Annotated in this window: 3 protein-coding genes; 2 read left to right on the plus strand and 1 reads right to left on the minus strand. The window is 63.4% G+C overall.

Features of this window, described 5'->3' with window-relative positions; translation table 11 throughout:
• Nucleotides 1-143 precede the first annotated feature (143 nt).
• A complete protein-coding gene (locus AWC14_RS14840) occupies nucleotides 144-878 on the plus strand; it encodes a S1 family peptidase (protein WP_095955792.1) in 735 nt (244 codons plus the stop codon).
• 333 nt (nucleotides 879-1,211) lie between these two features.
• Here the strand turns inward: AWC14_RS14840 and AWC14_RS14845 are convergent, their stop codons facing one another.
• A complete protein-coding gene (locus AWC14_RS14845; RefSeq protein ID WP_084031166.1) occupies nucleotides 1,212-1,586 on the minus strand; it encodes a hypothetical protein in 375 nt (124 codons plus the stop codon).
• Nucleotides 1,587-1,662: 76 nt separating this feature from the next.
• Here AWC14_RS14845 and AWC14_RS14850 point away from each other — a divergent pair, with 76 nt between their 5' ends.
• Nucleotides 1,663-2,148 (plus strand): helix-turn-helix domain-containing protein, encoded by a 486-nt coding sequence (locus tag AWC14_RS14850; RefSeq protein ID WP_084031165.1) that lies wholly within the window; start codon nucleotides 1,663-1,665, stop codon nucleotides 2,146-2,148.
• The last annotated feature ends 188 nt before the right edge of the window (nucleotides 2,149-2,336 follow it).

Below are 2,336 nucleotides of genomic sequence, written 5' to 3' on the forward strand. Positions count from 1 at the left end.
AACACGCCGACAGAACCCCGCGAGATGTGGCTAAACCCGCAGGTCACACACCTTCGGCGTAACAAGCTACCGACCAGTCGCGGAATAAGGGATAATGATTGGGCCTTGTCATGACATATCGGCGCGGGGAGGAGGTGGATGCAATGCAAGCAATCAAAGCCGCAGCCGCAGTGGTGACTGGTGCCCTGCTCGCGCTGGCCACCGCCACCACCGCCGTGGCCGCTCCCCCGCTGCCCCCAACCCCTGCCATCACGCCCGGCATCGGTCTGGCGACCTACAACGCCACGCCGCCCGGTGGTGACACATGCAGTGCGGGCTTCCTTGTTCACACTGACACGGGTCGGCCCGGGTTTCTAACCGCCGGACACTGCGATCACGGCGGCCCGGTCGCGTACAAGAACGCCGCTGGGAATTACGATTTCGTCGGCACCTTCACCGACAGCGTTCATCAAGGAAACGTAGGGGAAGCTCCCGATATCGCGCTTGTCGAGCTGAACGCGTCGGCGCCGACAGACACCCGCATCATCGGGATTCGGCCGGTCACCGGCGTGGCCCATCCCGTCCGGCTGCAGGTCGGGCAGACGCTGTGCAAGTTCGGGTTGGCTACCGGGCTCGAGTGCGGGGCCGTCACAGAAATCACCCCCACCAAGGTGGCCTTCACCGCCAAGGCGGCTAAAGGTGACTCCGGAGGGCCGGTGTACTACCGCAACGCCGATGGCACCGCCACCGCCGTCGGAATCACGATCCGTGGCAACGACGACGGCACCGGTGCTGTCGCCGAGCTGGTGGAGCCGTGGCTGGATAAGTGGCACCTGGCGCTCGACCGCACACCCGTCGCGCCGAACTCACTGCCGGCCGCGTACACACCGGGCCGGTAAAGCACCCACCCAGAAATGAGGACGTCGTGGACATCTGCGACGTCCTCATTCATGCACGCGGGCACCAGCAGCTCGCCCAGCACACAGCCGCGATCTGCCGGAAGCCGACTCAAGCTGCAGGCTGACAGCGTGCCATTTGGTCACTGTGCAGGCCTAGATCGAATGGCCCGTCTGGTTGCAGCTTGTACATGTCGTTCATGTACGCACGTCGCGAATCAATCTCTCTCGCAATGAGATGAGTGCCCGAGGTTCGGCGCATAGTAGGTCAGATGCTGGCTATTCAAGCGACATCCTGATGTGCGGTGATCCGCCTCTGCTGGCGTGATGCGCGTGCTAGGAGGCCCAGCAGCCAAGCGGGCCGCTGGTTATCGGGTGCGCTGGAACCGCGCGGCCCTCCAAATACAGTAGGAGGCCGACGTCGGGGCCAGCTTCGCGCGGCTGCCACGAGCGTGGCAGCACCCGTAGTCGATGCTCAGCGACTAACCACCGATCGAGGTCGGCGAAAAGATTAGGAAGGGGCACCGTGAGCTTGTGCTCGCAGACTACGTACTCGGAGATGTCGGGGTCGGGTTCGTCGCTGAACCATCGCAGGTTTTCGCGAATCAACGAGGCCTCGAACGGCTGGTTGATGGCTCGCAGGGTGACTTCTACACGAAATGTGGTTTCGACGGCGACGTATTCGCTTGAATCATCGAGGGGTGCGGCCATCAGGACTCCGATTGCTGTCTGTGGTTATCAATAACCACATTTTGCAATCGCTGGGTCGCCGCGTCAACCACATGGTGTGGTCGGCGCCGATGATAAAAAGAGGTTTATGGTGGACGACTTGAGCGCACGATTCGCGCGTAACGTGCGCTCGCTCCGTGAGCAGCGCGGGCTTTCACAAGCACAGCTCGCCCAAAGAATGGCCACCTACGGACATCGCTGGATGCAAAACACCATCCAGCGAATCGAGCATCAACAGCGCCGCGTCGACATCGCCGAGGCGGACGCACTCGCCCACGCACTGGACGTTACCGTCGGCGCGCTACTGGCCACCGGCGATCCGGATGACACCTCTGACGCGGGACGGATCCGACGCGCACTCGACGCAGTTGACGCCGCCGCCGCTGACCTGGACCGCAGCCGACGTCGATACGACCGAGCACGAACAGCGCTCGCGGACCTGAACCCCAGTGCGCTGACCGGTGACGCTGCACTGCGGTCAGCCGCACTCGCCGCCCTGGCTGAAGGCAGCGACGCGCCGCGGCCGCCAGACGCGGAACCTTGAGCATGCCTACCGACGCGTGACCCAATCGCTGGGCCCCCCGATCTAAACAGGTCCAAAAGCTGCCCAACCTCTTGCCGTCCGCCCGGAGCTTGATTCCGCCGAATTCGGGTCCTTTTGTGCAGCGGGAATGTGCGAAACTCGGTGAGTGGGCGGGGACACCGGCTATATCGGCGACTACCGGGTGGTCA

The sequence above is a fragment of the Mycobacterium kyorinense genome, assembly GCF_002101735.1.
GTDB lineage: Bacteria > Actinomycetota > Actinomycetes > Mycobacteriales > Mycobacteriaceae > Mycobacterium > Mycobacterium kyorinense.